We start from the raw sequence: 18,480 nt of genomic DNA on the forward strand, positions 1-18,480 counted from the left end.
TCATGAAATTTGTCGGCCTAATCGGAACGAACGCCAAAAAATCGACCAATCGCCAATTAGTAGCGTTTATGCAGCGAGAATTTGCTGCCCTAGCAGAAATTGAACTGCTGGAAATCAAGGATGTTCCAATGTTCAATGAAACACAAGATCAAACCAATAGCGAAGTGATCCAACGGTTAAATAGCAAGATTTTAGCAGCCGATGGAGTGATTATCGCAACACCAGAGCATAACCATTCGATTCCTTCCGCATTGAAAAGCGTCTTGGAATGGCTCTCCTTCAATCTCCATCCCTTTGATGGCAAACCAGTGATGATCGTCGGCGCATCCTACGATGTGCAAGGCTCCTCCCGAGCACAGCTTCATTTGCGCCAAATCCTTGACGCTCCAGGTGTCAATGCGACAGTCATGCCAGGAAATGAGTTCTTGCTGGGGCGTGCGCATCAAGCCTTTGATGAACAAGGCAATTTAAAAGATCAACGAACGATCGACTTTTTGGAAAGCTGTTTCCGCAAGTTCGTTCGGTTTACGGAAGTCGCTAATTTGTTGAACGTACCAGAAGAAGTCGTTTATGAGCCTGGTGAATACACCGTCACAGCACCAGGACATAACGGGGATCTACCAATGGTCGTCAAATTGAGCGAAGAACGGATCGAAGCCATCGATATCGATACGTCTGGTGAATCAGAAGGGATCGCTGATGTCGTTTTCGTACGGATTCCTCAAGAGATTATTGAAGGGCAAACCTTAAATGTCGATGCGATCTCTGGTGCTTCGGTTACTAGTAACGGTGTCGTCGATGGGGTAGCAAAAGCCGTGAAAATGGCTGGTGCGAACCCAGATGTCTTGCGCAAACGTCCAAAAGCCGCCAGTGCTTTACAAACAGAAGATGAAACGTATACTACCGATGTCGTTGTCGTAGGTGGCGGTGGCGCAGGTCTGAGTGCAGCTGCCAGTGTGCTGCAAGCCAATAAAGACGTGATCTTAGTAGAAAAATTCCCAGCGATCGGCGGCAATACCGTACGTACTGGCGGACCGATGAATGCTGCGGATCCAAAATGGCAAAACGGCTTCTCCGCATTGCCTGGCGAACGCAGTGCTTTAGAAGAAGTGCTGACGATCGATGAACAAGACATCGATGCAGAATACTTGCCAGACTTCAAAGCTTTGAAGGCACAAATCACTGCGTATCTTTCAGAAACGACGCCAGAAAAAGAATACTTGTTTGATTCTGCTTTGTGGCATCGAATCCAAACTTATCTAGGCGGAAAACGAAAAGATTTGAATGGGCAACCGATCTATGGGAAGTACGAGCTAGTGAAAATCTTGACGGATCAAGCATTGGCCTCAGTGAAATGGTTAGAAGAAATCGGCGTAGAATTTGATATGAACAATGTCGATATGCCAGTAGGAGCGAAATGGCGCCGTGGGCATAAACCAGTCAAAAACGAAGGGTATGCCTTTGTATCGGCTTTGCATCAATTCGTGAAAGAACATGGCGGAACGATCTTAACCGATACGCCTGTCAAAGAATTATTGATCGAAGATGGTAAGGTTACTGGAATCATCGGGGAAGGCCGTAACGGTCAAAAAATCACAATCCATGCCAAAGCAGTGATTTTGGCTTCCGGCGGGTTCGGAGCGAACACCAAAATGTTGAAACAATACAATACCTATTGGACAGAGATCGAAGACGATATCAAAACGTCAAATTCACCAGCGATCACTGGTGACGGGATCAAACTAGGGGAAAGTGCTGGCGCGGACCTTGTTGGCATGGGCTTTTCACAAATGATGCCCGTATCTGATCCGAACACAGGGGCTTTATTCAGTGGGCTGCAAGTGCCGCCAGCTAACTTTGTGATGGTCAATCAAAAGGGTGAGCGCTTTGTCAATGAATACGAAAGTCGCGATGTATTGACCCAAGCGGCGATCGATAATGGCGGATTGTTCTATTTGATCGCGGATGAAGAGATCAAGAAAACCGCTTATAACACGAGCCAAGAAAAAATCGATAAGCAAGTAGCTGCTGGTACGCTGTTCCGCAGTGAGACCTTGGCTGGCCTGGCAGAGCAGATCAATGTTGATCCAGCCGTCTTAGAGGCGACCGTTGCGAAATACAACAGCTATGTGGATGCTGGGAAAGACCCAGAGTTTGGCAAAGATGTTTTCGACTTGAAAGTGGAAAAAGCGCCTTTCTATGCCACACCAAGAAAACCAGCGGTTCACCACACGATGGGAGGATTGAAGATCGATCCGCAAACCCATGTGTTGACGAAGGAAGATCAAATCATTGAAGGACTGTATGCAGCAGGAGAAGTTGCTGGGGGGATCCATGCCGGCAATCGCTTAGGCGGCAATTCGTTGACAGACATCTTTACTTTTGGCCGGATTGCTGGAAAGACAGCAGTCGCAGAACATCTCGAATAAAAAGCCTTGCGCGTTGTGACTTGTCACGCGCGCTAGCTTTTGAAAAAACATGTGAATAAAGTAACATGCTTAAAATAAAGGAGAGAAAAAATGGAAACAAAAATCAATCGCTGGCTGATTCTGATCGCTTCGACCGCAGTGTTGCTGTGTACGGGCGCTGTATACGCCTTTAGTGTCTTTGCAGGACCTCTTAGTCAATTAAAAGGTTGGTCCATGGAAGAGATCATGCTAGCCTTTACCATCAATGCCGCAGTTGGCCCGATTACCATGATTTTGGGTGGTTTGCTGACAGACCGAGGAGCCGCTAGATGGGTCATCGCTGGTGGAGGCGTGTTGTTCGGAGCAGGTTTCTTCCTGACGGGTTTGGTCAACTCACCCGCTATGCTGTACCTGACTTATGGAGTCTTTGCTGGTTTAGGGCAAGGCTTTGCCTATTCGGCTTGTTTAAGCAATACGATTCGGTTATTCCCGGATAAACGGGGACTGGCTTCGGGCTTGATCACAGCAGGTATGGGTGGGGCAGCGATTATTGCCGCACCGATTGCGAATCGTTTGATCGAATCACAAGATGTCTTAGCGGCGTTTCGGATTTTAGGAATTGCCTATATCGTGATCGTCTTGGTGGCTAGTCTATTTATTCGTAAAGCACCAGAAAATTACCGTCCAGCAGGTTGGCAACCAGCGGATCAAGGAAAAAATGGTCCTCAAATCAATCTAAATTGGTTGGACATGCTGAAGACACCAACTTTTTACTTGATTATTGTTATGTTAGGGGTAGGGGCTTTCTCAGGTTTGATGATTGCTTCCAACGCCTCAGTGATCGGGCAAAGTATGTTTGGTTTGACGGCCGCTGCCGCTGCCTTTTATGTCAGCTTGTACTCATTGAGCAACTGTTTTGGTCGTGTCCTTTGGGGCACCGTTTCTGATAAAATTGGTCGGACGAATACGTTGATGATCATCTATGGCGTGGTGGCATTGTCCTTATTCTTATTGACGCTTGGTCAAACAACTGTGATCTTCACTGTCGGGATCATCGGTTTAGGACTGTGCTTCGGGGGCGTGATGGGGGTTTTCCCATCGATCGTTATGGAAAATTACGGACCGATCAATCAAGGGGTCAACTATGGAATCGTCTTTATTGGTTATTCTACGGCGGCATTCTTTGGCCCCAGAGTGGCAGCAGCAATCGCAGAAAGTAACCAAGGAGATTATACAAAAGCCTTCTATACGGCAATTTTCTTAGCAGTTTTTGGACTTGTTCTCAACATAGGCTATGCGATGCTAAAAAAAGCCAAAAAGCCCGCACCTGTTATTAAATAACAATTCACCAAAAGTAGTCTTTTTGATAAAGGCTGCTTTTTTTGTGCTAAAACAACTCTTTTTTCTTTTTTTAGAACAGAGTATTGGCTGATGAAGCAAAAGAGAAAACTGTTTCATAGCAAGAATTTATCTCGTTGATTTCACTGTTTTTTCATCTTAACCCCCCATTTTTTAATAAATCGTGTTACAATAAAAAAAGGCTAATACGACGGAGGGATTAAATGACAATTCGTAAAGAACGACGCCGCTTAGAAAAGCGCTTGAAGCGCACGCAATATACCCAAAAAAGTATTACGATGGCTACTACTTTAGTAGCGGGATCAACGTTTATCCCGACCTTAGGGCATGCGGCTGAAACGGCAACGACAGAAACCAGCAATGACCTTAAGGTCGTTGAACAAACAACAAACACTACACCAGAAACCGACAGCACGCCGGTTGAGGAAACGACAGAATCGACGACAGCACCTGTTGTGACCGAAGAAACTTCGGAAATAACGGAGGAGTCAGGAGCTGAAGCAGTTACTGAGGGATCAGAAACAGCGACGACAGAAAGCACAACAGTCGCTAGTGATGAAGTCTTAGAAGCAGATGAAGTACCATCAGCCCTTTCTGATTTGACTAGTCGGGCATTATTTTCACGGGCAACGATCGATCCGGCTGCCTTTATCACTCAGATTTGCGGCTATGCAACGGAAGTGGCGGCAGCAAACGATCTGTATGCTTCTGTTATGATGGCACAAGCGATTTTGGAATCAGGTTGGGGCGCCTCGACTTTGACGACCACGGCCAACAATATGTTTGGGATCAAAGGCAGCTACAACGGCCAATACGTGACGATGGATACCTATGAAGATGATGGTTCTGGCAATTATTATTTGATCAGCGCTAAGTTTCGGAAATACCCATCATTAAAAGAGTCTTTTGAAGACAATGCATATGTGTTGCGCAACACGAGTTTTTCTAGCGGCAACTACTATTACAGCGGTGCATGGAAAAGCAATACGACCTCTTACACGCAAGCAACCGCTTGGCTACAAGGGCGGTATGCAACCGATACTTCTTATGCCAGCAAATTAAACAATTTGATCAGTACGTATAATTTAACGCAATATGATACTGGCAGCTCAAACACAGGTGGCGGCAATAGCAATGAAACGATCGTCAGTGATGAAACAGCGATCAATCAGCAGATGAAAACCACGTCATCTATGAATATTCGTTCCGATGCTTCCACCAGTGCCTCTATTACTGGTTCGTTAGCAGCTAATACGACGTTTACGGCAACGGCGACCAAAACCGGCACCAGCGTCAATGGCAACACCACGTGGTATAAGATTTCTGGCAAAGGTTGGGTCAGCGGCGCGTATTTGACGAAGGTTTCGACCGACTCTTCAAACAACAATAGCGGATCAGGCAACACCGGTTCTGACAATGGCAATTCCGGTACGACGATCAACAAGCAAATGAAGACGACGGAAGCGATGAATATTCGTTCTAGCGCGTCCACTAGCGGATCAGTGGTAGGGTCACTTAGCAAAGGCACGACCTTTACTGCCACTTCCATGAAAACCGGCACATCAGTCAATGGCAACAAAAATTGGTATTATGTCTCTGGCAAAGGTTGGGTCAGCGGTGCCTACCTTACTGAAGTGACCAACAATAATGCTTCTGAAGCGGAAAAAGAAGACAATGGTTCAAGTATCAATCAACAAATGAAAACGACGGCCGCATTGAATGTCCGCTCCGATGCTTCTACCAGCAGCCGTGTCGTGACAACGCTTGGTCAAGGGGTGACCGTTACCGTGACAGCGAAAAAGAACGGCACTTCAGTGGAAGGCAATAAAACGTGGTACTACGTTTCTGGCAAAGGTTGGGTCAGTGGTGCCTACTTGACAACAACCAGCAGCTCTTCCAATAATAACGGTTCAACAACCACAAATCAGCAAATGAAAACCACCGAGATTTTAAATGTTCGTTCCGATGCTTCTACCAGCAGTAGTATTACTGGTTCTTTAAGTAAAGGAGCAACCGTCACGGTTACCGCAACAAAAACCGGGACGACCGTCAATGGCACGAACAAATGGTATTATGTTTCTGGCAAAGGCTGGGTCAGTGGTGCCTACTTGACGTCTGCTAGCAGTGGGTCTTCTAATACGAATACCAGCAGCAGTTCAACGAAGACGCACACGGTGAAATCAGGGGACAGCTTATGGTCACTGGCACAAAAATATAATACCAGCATCAGCCAACTCGCATCATGGAACAACATCAACAGCAGCTATACGATCTTTGTCGGTCAAAAACTGATCGTTTCCAAGTAACAAGCAAAAAAACCGCGTGCAAGCCATTGGCTCACGCGGTTTTTTTATGATGGATCCGCTTCTTCCGGAGCAGCTAGTTTTTTTTTCAAGAAACCGCTTGTTTTCCGTAAGCGCAATCAAACTATTTGGTCAATCATAGAACCCTGCGTTAGAATGAAAGAAGCAATAGAAATTGCTAGTTTTAAAGGAATTGCTTCAGAACCAGAACGATCGAAGCGTACACAAAATAAGGAGGATTTCACATGCACAACAGAAACCTAACGATTATTGGCAGTTACGACACTCGAACAGAAGTATTACCGGTTATTGAGCAATTGACAAACGAAGGCTATGGCAAAGAGGATATCGTGCTGTTTGCGAATCAAACAGTCATCGATCAATTTGGGTTAGAATCCATCGACGATGTGGAAGTGGAGCAGGCAGCTAGTGAGGATGAAGATCGTTCGCTTTGGGAAAAAATCAAAGATGCTTTTTCTTTCGGCGATTCCGATCATAGGCATGATGAGCATGATCCGTTATATGGTTATCGTGATGACCTTGAACGAGACAAACTCGTTGTCGGTGTCTACGATTATCAGCCGATGGACAAAATAACCGATCGTGATGCAGATACTGGTCCGATCATCGATCAACCGTTACCAGGCGAAACAGCAATGCCAGATGAGTCCGTCCATCCAACGCCCCGCATGGGAGACAGCGATATTGAAGCACCGATCCATGACCCCAACCATCTGCGTAACTTATAAATAGAAGGGGTTAAACAATAAAGGAATCATTAAAGCCAGAGGAACAAGCATCCGTCGCACCTGCCAACCCTTAGTGAAGGGATGGGCCCGCAGGTGATCGGCAGTTGTCCTCGGGCTTTTTTTGTGCAACGGACAATTATGTCTTTGTCATTTTTGAAAATAAAACTTAATTTGTTGACGATTGCTTTTTTTTGTATAATATAAGAATGAGATAGAGCGTTGTCGGAAGAGCCAACCACATTTTTGGGGAAAGGATGGGGAGTGCGATGAAATTCAAGTTCAATATGCAGTCGGCATTAGTCAGTTGTTTTGTTGCGGTTTTTTTGAGTGTGGCGATCAATCAAGACGCCAATGCCTTTGTGGCTGCGCCCTTTGTACGAGATTCTTCCAGTAGTTCCTCCGAGCCACCTTACCAGACAGCAAGCAGCAGTATCGAAGAAACCTCTGATTCCAGTCAGATTTTTTATGAAGCCAGTGTTAGTTCTTACACATCGTCTTCAACGACTAGTCGCTCGATCGAAGCGTCGACAAATGAAGGCACGTCTGTTTCCGTAAGTGAAGCAGAGACAGATCCTAGCGTCAGCACTTCTGCAAGTAGCGAAAGCAGTTCGAGTACCGCTCCGAGTGGCGGATCAACCACCACCAGCGATACTTCTAGCAGTAGCGCTAGCAGCAGTTCTTCAAGCTCTTCCAGTACGAGTTCGACCAGTACTACAACAAGCAGCTCCAGCAGTGAAACGACTGAGCCGTCTTCAGAAACCTCCAATAGCGACGACGAAGCCGCGGAAGATACGAGTGAAAATGTTGATCTAACAGTCGAAGGGGCTCACTGAGCCTGACTGTAAAAATCAATCTCATCTAAAGGGACCATTTCAGCTAGGCCTTGTGCCTAGCTTTTTTATTTGCTTATGTTCAGAGCCACGAACACACCAAGTGCACGAAGGATGCGCGATTCCTCACTCTGAGACTTCAAAAAGTAGCAAAGAGGAAGGTTTTTTGGAGGATTGCTGGAACAGAAAAGAGCTGTCTTACGTTTTTATTCACTGCCTCCATAAAAAAAGCTGCACTTGCAAGCATATCATAAAGTGATTCTGAGTAGTTTCGCTATAATAAGTGCGAGGAGGGGTGTTATGGGAAAGTATTTTAAGCACTTCGAAAAAATGATTAGTGTGATTGTTGATATTATGTTAGGACTGTTGGTTCTGTTGGTTTTGGTGGTGATGGCGGAAGCGATCTACAAAATCGTTGTCCATGTGATCCCACTGCATGAAGTTAGCGATCTTTCCTTATTGATCGAAGAGATCGCGACATTGTTTATTTTACTGGAAATTATTTTGATGTTATTGCGTTACGTAAAAGAAGGTCACCATATTCCGGTGCGTTACTTGATTTTGATCAGTATTACAGCAATTTTAAGAGAGCTACTTTTGGCACAAGGAAAAGGGTTAGAAACGCTCTTTTTGGCCTTAGCGATCTTGGTCTTGATCATTGTGCTGCAGGCGTTGGAAAAACTCAAAGCCTTTCATAGTTCTAAAGGACTGTAAAAAAAATCATCCGATTGTTTGACGAATGACTCGTCAAGGGATCGGATGATTTTTTAATTCTTCAAAAAGCACTCGGCTTTCTTGCTGCAGCCGCTTGCCGATATCTGTTTGCCCTACCGTTGTTCTTTCCGTTTGCCGCACGACGATTTTTTTCTGAGTGACGATGTCACGTCGCTGCTGGATGGCTTGCTGGCGATCTGTAAAGGGTTGATGGGCTGCTAAGGTCATGCCGAAGGAATTTGACAACAGCGTGTAACCAGCAATGCCTGTGACGGATTGATAGGAGCGAGAGAGTCCGCCATCGATCACCAATAAACGACCATTTGCCTTGATGGGCGTCTCACCTTTACGCACTTTGACAGGGGTGTGGCCATTGATGATGTGGCCTGTCGGCGGCAGACCGAAGGCAGCTAGGACACGGCAGCAGAAGTCTTCGTTTTCCCTTAAAGAATAATAGGCATTTTTTTGTTCCGTATGGGTGTTGCGATCTGCTATAAAGTAGCGCTCAAAGGTTTTCATGGCTTTTTTGCCGAAGAGGGAAGAGCCTTCGCCGCACCAAAGATACCAGATCATATCGGTGGCAAGGTCTATTTGCTTTTCTGGTTGGGCAAAGCTTTCCTGCAAACATTGCTGAAAAAAGTCCATCAACGCTTTGCCTGCTAAGGGCTGCTGCTGGAAAGTAAAGGCCAGGAAATCGCCGTTTTCCTGACAAGGCAGGCAGCCGTGATACAGCAGGTTGTCGTTGAAGCGCTGGTACAATGTGCCATGCTCAACTAAAAAGCGCATATGCGCAGCTAAGCGGGGCGAGCGTTGAAATTGGCTCAGCAAATCTTGCAATACTTCATGTTCTTCGGCTGTCAAACGGTAAGGATCATCGGGATCTACTAGTTGAAAACAGCCGTTGATCAAAGGATAGGTCTGGTCTAGCTGGATTTGTTGCCGATCTTGAGACAAGCGATGCAATAAGCAGCGCTCTGCCATCGCAAATGCCGGTCGCCGCTGGATCACGGCTGCTTCGACTTTGAATTGGATGATGGCAAATGCCTGCTGCAAAAGCATGGCGGCTTTTTTTTGCTGGCTTGATAAAGGGTCCACTGTTTTTTGCGGATAAAAGCCGGCATTTTCTGTGTAATATTTTTGGCTAAAAGCCAGTGCTTTTGATAGATCGATCCCATAACCATCTTGTAATAATGCCAAATTGCCGTAGCGAGCAGCGATGCGGATCGTATTGGCCAAACAGGGCAGCGAGCCGCAAAAGCTACCGATCCACAAGATATCATGGTTGCCTAGCTGAATATCCAGTGAAGGCAAAGTCATCAAGCGATCGACGATTTTGTCTGGCGCCGGTCCTCGATCATAGATATCGCCTAAGACATGGAGATGGTCCACTACGAAACGCTGAATCAAGTACGCCAGTTCTTGGCAAAAAAGCGGGGCTGCCTCTAATTCAATGATCTTATCAAAAATCGCCTGATAGTAAGCTTCTTTATTGAAGTCGGCATCATATTGGTACAACAGTTCTTCTAAGATGTAAGCAAAAGAAGTCGGCAATGCTTTGCGTACCTTGGAGCGTGTGTATTTACTGGAAGTAAAGCGGGCAACTTTCACTAGCTGTGCCATCTTCAAGCGCCAATCGGCAGGGGTCCAGGCCTGTTCTTGTAATAGCTCCTCTGGATAATAAATGACAAAACAGAGTTCGGTCTGTTCTTCTTTCGTCAAGACACCGGTAAACAAAGTCTCGACTTTTTCTCGAATACTGCCAGAACCATTCCGCAAAATATGGTCAAAGGCATCGTATTCGCCATGCAGATCGCTGACAAAATGCTCGGTAGCTTTCGGCAGCTGCTGGATGGCTTCCAAGTTGATGATCTCGGTCAGGTTTGCCAAGGTGTCTTTATTGAACATGGGCCTGTTCTTTGGCTTGTTCTTCAATCAGCATCGCGCTTTCTTCAATGGAGCGTTTGCTGACATCGATCACCGGAATGTTCAGCTTTTTGAACCATTCATTCGCGTAGGCTAATTCTGCTTCGATTCGTTCACAATTGGTGTAATGGGTTTCTTCTTTCAAGCCCAATGAATGCATCCGGGACCGCCGGATTTCCGTAAGGGATTCTGGATTCGTAGTCAAACCGACCATTTTCCGTGGGTCTACTTGGTGCACTTCGGCTGGCAAAGCGACTTCAGGAATCAAAGGCAGATTCGCCACTTTGTAGCCGCGATTTGCCATGTATAGGCTCAATGGGGTCTTTGAGGTTCGCGAAACCCCTAATAGGACAAAGTCAGCATCGAGAAATCCCCGTGGGTCTTTGCCGTCGTCGTATTTCACCGCAAATTCCATCGCGGCCACCCGGCTGAAATATGCTTGGTTCAAGCGATGCAAGGCACCAGGCTCTTGGACGGCTTCTACACCGAATGTTTTTTCCAGCATCGTGGTCAAGGGCGACATAAAGTCGACATGCTGCAAGCCAGTCCGTTTGGCAAAGGCATCAACAAAAGCGACTAATTCTTTATTGACTAAGGTGGTAACGACGATCGATTTGTCTAGCAAGGCATCTTTGAGGATCTCGCCTAAGCTCTCTTCATCATTAGTAAAGGGAAAGAGCTGGATATCTGAAAGGTCGATCGTGGGAAACTGCGCGGAAACGGCGGCGATCAGCTTTTGTGCCGTTTCGCCTACGGAATCTGAAATCAAATATATTCGAACGTTCTTCATTGTTTTTGCCCCCTAAAAGTGTGTGTTGTCGCTGTCATTGCCTGCTTGAATAAAGTAATTCATCAGCCGCGTCTTCGTGATTTTGCCGATGACTTTTTTTGGTTCCTGTGGATCGACCACTGGCAAGGTATCGACTTCATGTCGTCCTAACAACGTACCAGCCGTCAAGATCGTTTCTTCCGGTGTGATGGTCACGATGTTTGGCATGCGAGTCATGATCATCGCTACGGGTGTTTTTTCCGGTGCGGCATTGCTGATCGCAAAGCGCAGCAGATCTTTGCGGGAGAGTACCCCAATCAGTTCGTCTTGGTCATTTTTGACATAGAGGGAACCGACATCGTACATAAACAAAGTCGTGACTGCTTCATAAACGGAGACCGTTTGTGAGATCAGCAACGGTGGGATCATGACTTCTGCAACTTTGGTATGGTAGAGTTTTTCGAAAAGCAAAGGCTCAACGGTTTGTCCTGTATAGAAATAGCCGACTTTCGGTCGGGCGTCTAATAAACCGGTCATGGTCAAAATCGATAAGTCATTCCGCAAGGTTGCGCGGCTCAAACCCAACTGCTTCGCAATGGTCTCCCCACTGATCGGCTGATGCTCTTTGACGATCTCAATGATTTTCATTTGTCTTTGGCTTAATTCCAATGTGTCACCTTCTTTCTTTTATGTGCTATGCTATTGATTATATGATTTTCCGAATGAAAAGGCAATCCTTCTCTTTTAAAAAGGATAAATCCCTTAAAAGTTTTCTTTTTTTGGCTTGACGATTAAATGTGTCATACTATATACTGCTAATTAATCGAAATAGTATACAACATTTAAAAGGAGGAACATGATGGAAAAAGCAGTCGTATGGTTTTCAGAAGGCACGAAAGAGCAAAAAGCATTATTAGGCGGGAAAGGGGCAAATCTTGCGGAGATGACCAATTTGGGTTTGCCTGTTCCTCAAGGATTTATCGTCCCGGCCACCATTTGCCTGACCTATTTAGAAGAACAGGTTCTTCCTGAGGCGATCATCAAGCAAGTCAAAGCTGCCATCGAAGAATTGGCAGTCCGCAGGAACAAAACATTTGGCGGACTGCAGTCGCCGTTATTGGTTTCTGTCCGCAGTGGTGCCAAGTTTTCCATGCCAGGGATGATGGATACGATTTTAAATCTTGGGTTGAATGATGAAACCGTCCAAGGATTGGCTCAGCAGACGGGGGACCCCGTCTTTGCTTATGATTGTTACCGCCGTTTGATCCAGATGTATGGGGATGTGGTGAAAGGTGTAGCAAAAGAACACTTTGAAGCCTATTTGACAGATTATAAGAAACGGCAGAATTATGTGTCAGACCAAATGATGACCGGCAATGACTGGCAAATGATCTGCCGCGTGTTTCAAAGTATTTATATGGAACATACCCAAGAAGCGTTTCCCCAAGACCCGTTTCAGCAATTATTGGCAGCCATCACGGCAGTTTTTCGCTCATGGAACAACCCACGGGCTAAGACCTACCGTTCCCTCCATCGGATCCCTGACGATCTAGGGACTGCCGTAACGATTCAAGAAATGGTTTTTGGCAACAGCGGGATAAATAGTGGGACGGGTGTCGCCTTCACCCGCAATCCAGCAACCGGGGAACCGGGACTTTTCGGCGAATTTCTAGTGTGTGCTCAAGGGGAAGATGTGGTTGCTGGCATTCGTACACCACAACCGATCCAAGCGTTGGCGCAACAACATCCTGTGATTTATCAGGAACTAAAGCAACTGGCTGAGGGGTTGGAGGATCACTATCAAGACATGCAAGACATTGAATTTACCATCGATGACGGCCAGTTGTTTGTCTTGCAAACAAGAAACGGCAAACGAACCGCCGCTGCGGCAGCGCAAATTGCAACGGATATGGTCGCAGAAGGTCGGATCACCATCAGGCAAGCCTTAGACCGAATCACACCAGAAATGATCGATCAATTGTTGCACCCGTTATTTGCCCCCGAAGCCTTGCAGCAAGCCGAAGCTTTTGCGCAGGGCTTGCCGGCTAGTCCAGGGGCAGCTTCAGGACATGTCTATTTCACTGCAGAGGCGGCGGAAAAAGCCAGCCGCACAGGAGAAAAAGTCCTGCTGCTGCGGCAGGAAACCTCACCTGAAGATATTGAAGGCATGGTGGTGAGTGAAGCGATCATTACCGCTCGTGGGGGGATGACTTCTCATGCGGCGGTGGTCGCCCGTGGTCTGGGGGTCTGCTGTGTGGTAGGGTGCGAGGCATTAAGTGTCGATGCATTTTTGAAACAGGCCCGCTGCGGCGAGCTGCTGATTGAAGAAGGTGACGTACTTTCCGTAGACGGCAGCACTGGCAAACTGTATCAAGGGCAGCTGCCTATGACCAGTGTACAGGAGCGGGTTTTGCTGGATCAGCTTTTGACGTGGGCACAAGCCCAGGCAGATCTAAAGGTTTACGCAAATGCGGAAACGAAAAATGACATTGAGGCTGCGCTGGCCTTTGGTGCAGCGGGCATCGGCTTAGCACGGACGGAGCATATGTTTTTTGGGGAAGCGCGTTTGTGGAAAATGCGGGAAGTCATCTTGGCAGAAACGAAGGCGGAACGATTGGCGGCTTTGGCTGAGATCAAGGCTTATCAAAAAGCCGATTTCCAAGAAATGCTGCAGGCCGCGCAAGGAAAGAAATGCACGATTCGTTTATTAGATCCACCACTCCATGAATTCTTGCCCCATGAGCATGAACGCCTTGAGATGGCCCGCCGCAGTAAAAAATCATTGGCAGTGATCGAGCGGCGAATTGACGAACTGCAAGAGGTCAATCCTATGATGGGGCATCGCGGCAGCCGTTTAGGACTCAGCTATCCAGAAATTTATGAAATGCAAACAGCGGCGATTTGTGAAGCGGCTGTGGAGTTGCAGCAGCAAGGAGTCGAGGTAGAGGCGGCGATCTTATTGCCCCTGATCAGTTTGCCCGCAGAGCTGCAGGTGTTGAAAGAGACTTTGACACAGGTGATCGCTCAAGCAGAAGCAACCCTTCAGCAACCGTTGCACATCGAGATCGGGATGATGATCGAGACGCCTAGAGCGTGCTTGATTGCTGGGGAGTGTGCTGAAGAGGCGGCGTTCTTTAGTTTTGGTACCAATGACTTGACCCAAATGACCTTTGGCTTTTCGCGGGATGATGCCGGCAGCTTTATTCAAGCCTATTTGCAGTCGGGGATCTTACAAGAAGATCCTTACCAGCACTTAGATCAGGTAGGTGTTGGCGCGTTGATGCGTCAAGCGATCGCCGGCGTAAGAGATCGTCAGCCAGAGCACTCGATCGGTGTTTGTGGCGAAGTCGGCAGCGATCCCTATTCTATTGCGTTTTTGCGAGAGATCGGCATCGACTATGTTTCTTGTTCCCCATACCGGATCCCTGCTGCTTGGTTAGCGATCGCCCAATCAGCCCCCATTATCGAAGAGGCGTCAGTGAGCACCCGCTAAAATAGGAGAAAAAAATACACCGCAGTCCACTAGCAAGGTTCACTTGCTTGGTGGATTACGGTGTGTACGTACAGTTTTGTCCTTACAGGGGCTGATCCGTTTTTTGGATCGCAGGTTTGCGTCCTTTTAAATACCAAGTGATCCCAATGACATGGGCGAGGTAGATGGCAGCGAGGACGAAACGTACCAGCAGATTAGGGATCAGCAGTGCAGGAATTGCAAAGACTATCAGCATCATGGCAAACATCCGGAGCATTCCTTTGGTGCTCAGCTGTTTTTGTACGAGTGGTTTTTCAATGTATTTTTGATAATTTTCTGATTGAACCAAGCGTTGATAATAGGTATCGGAACTCCGCAGCCAGAAATAAGCCGTCAGCAAGTAAAAGACGGTTGTAGGTAAGAAAGGCAAGAAGATTCCTAAAGTGCCTAAACCGAATGTCAGTGATCCACAAAGAAAAAACAGTGTTTTTTTCAAAAGTAACCCTCCTTATTTGGGTGTTTCGTATCTTACCCTCAGTATAACGGAGGAGGGGCTGCTTGAACATGCGTTTTGTGCTTTTCCCCGTTTTTTAGCGGCAATAAGAGTTTTTCTTCCCCTTACTCCTGCTTTTTTGATAGACTAGAAACAACACAAAGGGGGAAGCAGCATGGAAACGATTGAATTGAATACCGGCATTCAGATTCCAGTGATCGGCAGCGGGACGAATACATTTGGGAAAGAAAACCGAGAATACCAAGGTGCGATCAATGATGATACGACAGAGCTATTGACTGCCATCAAGCTTGGGTATCGGCATTTTGATACGGCGATTTCTTACCGCAACGAAGCCGTGGTTGGCAAAGCCATCAAGGAAAGCGGGATTGACCGCAGCGAATTTTTCCTGACTTCTAAGATTCCTGGCAAACCAGAGCATACGCAAGATGCAGCTGCCGTGAAAGCGTCTGTCGAAGCGAGTTTAGCAGCCTTGCAGACGGAATCGATCGATCTTTATTTGATCCATCATCCGTGGGACAACTTGGCAGAGATCGCCGCTGTCTGGGCGGTTCTTGAGGCTTATGTCGATAAAGGAGTCTTAAAAGCAATCGGGGTGTCCAATTTCCAAGAAGAAGAACTCAGCTATTTATTGGCAAACAGTCGGATCAAACCAGCGGTCAATCAGATCGAATCGCATCCAGGCAAGTGGAATGATGCGATCATCTCGTATTCCTTAGACAATCAGGTAGTTCCAGAAGCCTGGGGTCCGCTTTCCCGGATTTCGGAAGCGGCACGGGAAACCTTGACCCAAATCGGGGAAGCGCATCAAAAAACCTGGAGCCAAGTGGTCTTGCGTTACCAAATCGAGCGTGGGGTGATCGTGATTCCGAAATCCCATTCAGAAAAACATCAAGCCGAAAATTTAGCGCTCTTTGATTTCGCTTTGACGGCGGAAGAAAAAGCCGTCATCAAAGAATTATAGGCAATAGAAGCGGTCCTATTAAAGGGACCCTACAGCCAGTGCGGAAACTTCCGTACTGGCTATTTTTATGCAGTCGCAACGCTCCTTGATGACTGAGGAGCTTTTCTATTCGTTACAACAGCAACTGTAAGCCTTAGCAAAAAAGAAAATGCGCTTGCAGCCGTTTCTGACAATGAATCCTCTTAAATATTCAAAGAAATGACCGATTATCCTTACTAAGGGTCGTCTACGGACGAGTCTTCAGTGGATCGTGTGAAATTGGAAATGAAGGAGTGGCACAGTTGTGAAAAAAAGAAAAAAGACGATAGGAATTTATGTGATGATCACCTTGATGCTGGTTGCGGGGATCCCGATCATTGTCATGCTGACAAGTTCCTATTTAACCACCAAGAACTTATTGATTGAACGAAATGATTTGAACAAAGAAAGTGCCGTCAATTTGATCTTGGCGGAAGAAAAGAGTTTGCGCCGATCGACGGAAAGCAAATTGAAATCAATGGCTGAACTGCCAGCGATGAAAACAGAATTCAGCATGGGACGTATCCGTTCAGATCTTTCTTTAGCGATTGCTGGGAGCAACAGCTTCTTAGCAGTAACTTTTGGGACAGAAGATGATGAGTATGTGACCTTCAATCCCTTACCGGATGATTACAAGCCTACAATTCGGCCGTGGTACAAAGGGGCCGTGAAAGCCGAAGGAGAAGTGTATTGGACAGCACCTTATTTAGATACGGTGTCGAATCAATTTGTGACGTCGGCTTCGATCCGGGTCAAAAATTCCCATAATCAAGTGGGGGTTTTAAGCGTCGATGTTTCCTATGAAAGCATTCAAAACATCTTGTCTTCCTTTACCGTAGGGCGGACTGGGAATGTCACCTTAGTTTCAGAATCTGGGGTCATCGTGACCTCGAAAAATACCAAGCAAATCGGTAAGAATATCAAAGAAGAAGAAGTGTTCCAAAAAATCAAAGACGCCAAAGATCCGACAGGTATGGTTGGCTTAGGCGACTCGAATAAAGTCAATGATGTGTTGTATGACAAGTCTGCTGATTCCAATGTTTGGGCGTACTCCGAAGTCAAAGCTAGTGATCTAGACAAAGAGTTAGGGGCGTTAGTCCGCACCACGATTATCGTTACGATCTTGATGCTGCTCTTTGTAGGACTGGTTTCGTATGCCGCGATCAAAGTAGTCGCAGCGATCATCGATTGCTTCAATCGCTACTTTAGAAAAGTCGGTGAAGGCAAACTAGAGAAGATGAGCAAAACCAAACGAGCCAAAGGCGAAAAATGGACATGGGATCAACTGGCACGCCGAGTTGTATATCCAGACAAAGCAGGCAATGAGATCCAGCAAATGGCGGACAATTACAATGTGATGATCGAAGGCACGGGTGCATTGATCCAAAAAGTACAAAAAGAAAGCAACGGTGTCGCAGGAATGTCGGATTCTTTATTAGAATTGTCAAAACAAACCAATATTGCGACAGAAGAAGTCTCTCAAACCATTACGGGGATAGCTGAAGTGACCGGTGCTCAAGCCCAAGAAACAGAATACAGCGTGTCACAAATGCAAAACCTCTCGCAGGTCGTGAAAGAATTACGAGAAAATGTTGGCGGCATGAGCAGCAAGTCGCAAGAATCTACGAAGATCAATCAAGAAAACTTAACGATCATGGATCAAGTCGATGACAGCTGGCGACAAGAGTTGGCACAGATGGAGCGCTTGATGTCGAACATGACGGGAATGAATGATAGTATCCAAAATATCAACTCGATCATTGGGGTCATCAACGATATTTCTTACCAAACCAACTTGCTAGCCTTGAATGCATCGATCGAAGCCGCAAGTGCTGGCGAGTCTGGCAAAGGCTTTGCCGTCGTGGCTGCTGAGATCCGTAAATTGGCGGAACAAAGCAAAGCTTCTACCAAAGAAATCGAAGCGATCATTGAAGAAATTCGTGAGCAGTCTAGTCAAATGGTCAAACAAACGTCGGCGTCTGTCAAAGGCGGCGTTCGCCAAACCAACTTGATCAAAGAAGCGATCTCATCTTCAAAAGAAGTTTTCCAACGCAGCAGCTATATGATCGAAGGCATCCATCATATTGAAGCAGCCAGTGCCCGTATCGAAAATATTCAAAACAGTGTACTGGAAAACTTAGAAAACATTTCCGCATCAACGGAAGAAAATGCCGCTGGCACACAAGAAGTTTCCGCAAATGCAGAAGAAGTCTTGGCAACCATGGATGAATTTACCAACCATGTGGCAGACCTCAGAGACATTGCAGAAGAGTTGAAGCGATTGACCAATCGTTTTGAAGTGGAGAAATAAATCAAGCAAAAAAATCACTCATCAGCTATTCGCAAGAATGGCTGATGAGTGATTTTTGTTTGTTGAGGAGGAGACTACAAAAAAGCCAAGACGAATGTTGCTCATCTTGGCTTTTCATAATGATATTTATAAAACCTTATTACGGG

13 protein-coding genes are annotated in these 18,480 nt (G+C 46.4%); 9 read left to right on the forward strand and 4 right to left on the reverse strand.

The annotated features are described in order from the left end of the window. Positions 1–2 precede the first annotated feature (2 nt). The 6 genes from CXM95_RS00435 (at position 3) to CXM95_RS00465 (ending at position 8,363) form a co-directional block, all read left to right on the forward strand. Positions 3–2,429, forward strand: coding sequence for a flavocytochrome c (locus CXM95_RS00435; RefSeq protein WP_074535589.1), 2,427 nt, complete (start codon positions 3–5; stop codon positions 2,427–2,429). 90 nt (positions 2,430–2,519) lie between these two features. Then, positions 2,520–3,749: an L-lactate MFS transporter gene (locus tag CXM95_RS00440; protein WP_061053544.1), complete on the forward strand. Its 1,230-nt coding sequence runs from the start codon at positions 2,520–2,522 to the stop codon at positions 3,747–3,749. Between the two features lie 221 nt (positions 3,750–3,970). Beyond that, positions 3,971–6,073, forward strand: coding sequence for an SH3 domain-containing protein (locus CXM95_RS00445; RefSeq protein ID WP_101698733.1), 2,103 nt, complete (start codon positions 3,971–3,973; stop codon positions 6,071–6,073). 242 nt (positions 6,074–6,315) lie between these two features. After that, positions 6,316–6,819: a general stress protein gene (locus CXM95_RS00450; protein WP_008376644.1), complete on the forward strand. Its 504-nt coding sequence runs from the start codon at positions 6,316–6,318 to the stop codon at positions 6,817–6,819. 266 nt (positions 6,820–7,085) lie between these two features. Beyond that, complete coding sequence (locus CXM95_RS00460; RefSeq protein WP_086316739.1) at positions 7,086–7,652, forward strand: hypothetical protein; 567 nt, start codon at positions 7,086–7,088, stop codon at positions 7,650–7,652. Positions 7,653–7,949: 297 nt separating this feature from the next. After that, positions 7,950–8,363, forward strand: coding sequence for a phosphate-starvation-inducible PsiE family protein (locus CXM95_RS00465; RefSeq protein WP_010748527.1), 414 nt, complete (start codon positions 7,950–7,952; stop codon positions 8,361–8,363). A 33-nt stretch (positions 8,364–8,396) separates the two neighbouring features. Here the strand turns inward: CXM95_RS00465 and CXM95_RS00470 are convergent, their stop codons facing one another. The 3 genes from CXM95_RS00470 to CXM95_RS00480 are packed head-to-tail and all read right to left on the reverse strand — an operon-like array spanning position 8,397 to position 11,724. Further along, entirely contained in the window at positions 8,397–10,268 is a 1,872-nt protein-coding gene (locus CXM95_RS00470) for a fructose-1,6-bisphosphatase (protein ID WP_101698735.1), read from the reverse strand. After that, on the reverse strand, positions 10,258–11,076 hold the full coding sequence (locus CXM95_RS00475; protein ID WP_005232818.1) for a pyruvate, water dikinase regulatory protein: 819 nt from the start codon (positions 11,074–11,076) through the stop codon (positions 10,258–10,260). Before CXM95_RS00475 ends, CXM95_RS00470 begins: the two co-directional genes overlap by 11 nt. Positions 11,077–11,088: 12 nt before the next feature. Further along, positions 11,089–11,724, reverse strand: a complete 636-nt coding sequence (locus CXM95_RS00480; protein WP_005232817.1) for a helix-turn-helix transcriptional regulator — start codon at positions 11,722–11,724, stop codon at positions 11,089–11,091. Between the two features lie 190 nt (positions 11,725–11,914). On the opposite strand from CXM95_RS00480, the gene ppdK reads away from it, so the two are divergent. Continuing rightward, positions 11,915–14,548, forward strand: coding sequence for a pyruvate, phosphate dikinase (gene ppdK, locus CXM95_RS00485; protein WP_101698736.1), 2,634 nt, complete (start codon positions 11,915–11,917; stop codon positions 14,546–14,548). Between the two features lie 82 nt (positions 14,549–14,630). Here ppdK and CXM95_RS00490 read toward each other — a convergent pair whose 3' ends face one another. Then, positions 14,631–15,023, reverse strand: a complete 393-nt coding sequence (locus tag CXM95_RS00490) for a YbaN family protein (protein ID WP_101698737.1) — start codon at positions 15,021–15,023, stop codon at positions 14,631–14,633. 172 nt (positions 15,024–15,195) lie between these two features. Here CXM95_RS00490 and CXM95_RS00495 point away from each other — a divergent pair, with 172 nt between their 5' ends. Next, the gene (locus tag CXM95_RS00495; RefSeq protein ID WP_005232814.1) at positions 15,196–16,005 is read left to right on the forward strand and encodes an aldo/keto reductase family protein; all 810 of its coding nucleotides are present in this window, start codon (positions 15,196–15,198) and stop codon (positions 16,003–16,005) included. 283 nt (positions 16,006–16,288) lie between these two features. After that, positions 16,289–18,334 carry a methyl-accepting chemotaxis protein gene (locus CXM95_RS00500; RefSeq protein ID WP_101698738.1) on the forward strand — a complete coding sequence of 682 codons (2,046 nt, stop codon included), beginning with the start codon at positions 16,289–16,291 and terminating at the stop codon, positions 18,332–18,334. Positions 18,335–18,480 lie beyond the last annotated feature (146 nt).

Origin of the sequence: Enterococcus sp. CR-Ec1 (genome assembly GCF_002850555.1) — a bacterium.
In the GTDB taxonomy this organism is placed as follows: domain Bacteria; phylum Bacillota; class Bacilli; order Lactobacillales; family Enterococcaceae; genus Enterococcus_D; species Enterococcus_D entomosocium.

Coding starts and splice junctions, on each gene's coding strand:
- CXM95_RS00440 (WP_061053544.1), top strand. CDS start 2,520: ATGGAAACAAAAATCAATCGCTGGCTGATTCTGATCGCTTCGACCGCA.
- CXM95_RS00475 (WP_005232818.1), bottom strand. CDS start 11,076: ATGAAGAACGTTCGAATATATTTGATTTCAGATTCCGTAGGCGAAACG.
- CXM95_RS00435 (WP_074535589.1), top strand. CDS start 3: ATGAAATTTGTCGGCCTAATCGGAACGAACGCCAAAAAATCGACCAAT.
- CXM95_RS00460 (WP_086316739.1), top strand. CDS start 7,086: ATGAAATTCAAGTTCAATATGCAGTCGGCATTAGTCAGTTGTTTTGTT.
- CXM95_RS00450 (WP_008376644.1), top strand. CDS start 6,316: ATGCACAACAGAAACCTAACGATTATTGGCAGTTACGACACTCGAACA.
- CXM95_RS00470 (WP_101698735.1), bottom strand. CDS start 10,268: ATGTTCAATAAAGACACCTTGGCAAACCTGACCGAGATCATCAACTTG.
- CXM95_RS00465 (WP_010748527.1), top strand. CDS start 7,950: ATGGGAAAGTATTTTAAGCACTTCGAAAAAATGATTAGTGTGATTGTT.
- CXM95_RS00495 (WP_005232814.1), top strand. CDS start 15,196: ATGGAAACGATTGAATTGAATACCGGCATTCAGATTCCAGTGATCGGC.
- CXM95_RS00445 (WP_101698733.1), top strand. CDS start 3,971: ATGACAATTCGTAAAGAACGACGCCGCTTAGAAAAGCGCTTGAAGCGC.
- ppdK (WP_101698736.1), top strand. CDS start 11,915: ATGGAAAAAGCAGTCGTATGGTTTTCAGAAGGCACGAAAGAGCAAAAA.